Annotated in this window: 2 protein-coding genes; one reads left to right on the forward strand and one right to left on the reverse strand. The window is 53.0% G+C overall.

Features of this window, described 5'->3' with window-relative positions:
• The first annotated feature begins 19 nt into the window (after positions 1-19).
• On the forward strand, positions 20-154 hold the full coding sequence (locus KDK14_RS17640; protein WP_257266504.1) for a hypothetical protein: 135 nt from the start codon (positions 20-22) through the stop codon (positions 152-154).
• On the opposite strand, the gene KDK14_RS17645 is transcribed toward KDK14_RS17640, so the two are convergent.
• Positions 137-2,417 (reverse strand): M14 family zinc carboxypeptidase (locus KDK14_RS17645; RefSeq protein WP_257266505.1); only part of this gene is annotated, 2,281 nt, incomplete at its 5' end. The two genes, KDK14_RS17640 and KDK14_RS17645, sit on opposite strands and share 18 nt — an antisense overlap.

A 2,417-nucleotide genomic window follows, 5' to 3' on the forward strand; every position in this document is an offset into this window, starting at 1 on the left:
CCACCCTCAGGGATGAAAAATGGTTAAGCAAAATATTTTTCACGGCAAAGAGCACGAAGGAAAAGAAAATCTCTTCTTTGTGCTCTTCGTGACCTTTGTGGTTCCGTCTTTAACTTCCCGGGGAGCAGGCGCTTTCTCAATGAACTTCCATTGACAACCGTTCCTCCTCTTCCTCCTGGGTTTCCGGGATGTCATCATCCACCAGGGTGATCACTTCATCCAGGCTGAACAGTACAGTGGCCGGTATCGAGTAGTTGGGCACATTATCGTAGCTGAACACCGCATAGTATTTTGGGATGTTCGGGTTGCCGTAGTCATCCAGGGTGTACTCATCCTGACCGGCATACAGTTTGATGCCATCCATGGGGCAGCGGGGGGGATGAAAACGGTTGCGAACCACGTAGCACCCAACAAAATCCGGGTCATCCGGGTTTTTCCAGGTCAGGCGAACCTTATGGTTTTCCACCGTTACAGACAAGTCAGTGGGCGCTGGTAATGGATGCTTCCGTCGTTCAATGTAATGGATCACCAGCTGCGCTGATCTGCTTTCTCCCTCATCGTGCCAGTCAATAATGGCATTGCTTTCGGCTGAAGGGGTGGTCGGGCGAACCACCAGGTGCACCGGTTTTTCAGCCCCATGCAGTTCCTCCAGTATTGCACGACAGTAGCTGTCAAACATAAAGTGATGGCTGGCGTTCTCTTTCAGCTGGGCATTGCTGACTTCGTAGCCGACATACTCAATTTGCTGGCGATCACGGATACTGGCATGGTTCAGGTCTTTCAGCTCCACCAGTTCCATGGTGAAGCGAAGATCCTTGCGGGTCTTCAGCTGGTTTTTGGCCGTCAGCTGCACATAGGCTGAGGTGATCACAGTGTAGTCCGGATCGGGCAATGCACTGAGGCCGAAGCTGAGATTCCCGTAAATCTTGTTGCCACGGCCATCAAATCCGGATAACAGCTTGCCCGATGCCACCTCGTTCTCACTGATGCTATGCAGCGCAGAGGGCGTAAGGGTCAGTGATTGGCTGTCACGGGTGTAAATGATCTCCAGGCTGGGGCGGTAATGAATGCCACCACCAAAACGGCCATAGCCAATATCAAACTGCATCATTTGTGAATCATTACCCGCTGGCAGGTGATCAGGGCCTTCAATCCTGAGAATCAGACGACCTTGGTCAATCTGTTGCTGCAGCAGACGACGCTCCACTTCGGTGAAGGACCACTCTGTCCAGATGCCCTGGGTCAGCCGGTCCGATTCGATGGCATCACCCAAAGTTTGCAGGACATTGGCTTCGGTAATCTGCGCATAGCTGCTGAGGTCATTAATATCATGGGCATCCATCATGGAAACTGACCACTCCCCGAACTTTTCAATCTTGGCATTGACCCGATTCATGGGGTAAAGGGAGAACAGGGCTTTTTTGATTGAGGCATCCGGTGGCAGTCGGTCCAGATTGAACGAGACAATCCCGTAGCAACACCCCTTGCGACGATTAATGCCGACGAACAGGGAGTTGTAGCCAAAATGGCTGGCGTTCAGGCTGGTGGTTTTTTCACCGACATAACCCACGTCGTGTTTCGCCGGAAACAGGGTGTACAGAAACTCATCACTGCCCAGCAGCGTGCGGATCTTCAGGGTCGGCGTGAACGCCGAGCGGATGCCCGTCACCTGGTCCACGACCCGGATATTGTAGAAGTAGCGTTGTCCGCTTTTCAGCTGGGCATCGGTATAGCTCAGCGAACGGGTGACGGCGATTCGATGGTCACCCGTGCAGGGGCTTTTGGCACTGTCACTGCGGTAAATCTCAAAATAGCAATCGTCCAGACGATCGTAGTTCCAGCACAGCGTCACGTTGCTGGCACCGATGGTTTCGGCAGTTAAACAGTCCACCCGGGCTGGTGCGTGCTTTGAGTAGTTGATGGCACTGTCCAGCGCATGTATCAGTGCCGGAATGTTCTCTTCAACACTCTGGGACATGTTGACCAGGTAATCCGGGATGTTGCGTGTCCCTACCTCCACCACCGTGGCCAGAATGCCCTTGCTGTAGTAGTACTCACGACCACTGCCGTGAATCAGGTTGAACGGTGGCTTGCCACGGTGGATGCCATATTGTCGCCCCGTGACCTTGCAAATCTCGTTGGCCATATTGGCACAGAGGATGTTCAGGTCAGCGCCCTCGACCTCCTCCTCATGATTGAATTTGTGTGCCGGGAAGAAAACATTTCCCTGGGAGTGGTAATCAAGAGCGATGGTAATGTTGGGGTGGCTTTCCACGAAATCCCGCATGGCCCGGGTTTCTGGCTCGGAAAAAGCCTCGGGTCCCCCGTAGATATTCGAACTGGTGTCGTTGTTTTTACGAAACCGGATCGGGAAGTTTCGATTAAGGTCCACGCCAAAGGTGCCATCGCCATTGTTC

Origin of the sequence: Endozoicomonas sp. ONNA2, assembly GCF_024606365.1 — a bacterium.
Classification (GTDB): Bacteria; Pseudomonadota; Gammaproteobacteria; order Pseudomonadales; family Endozoicomonadaceae; genus Endozoicomonas.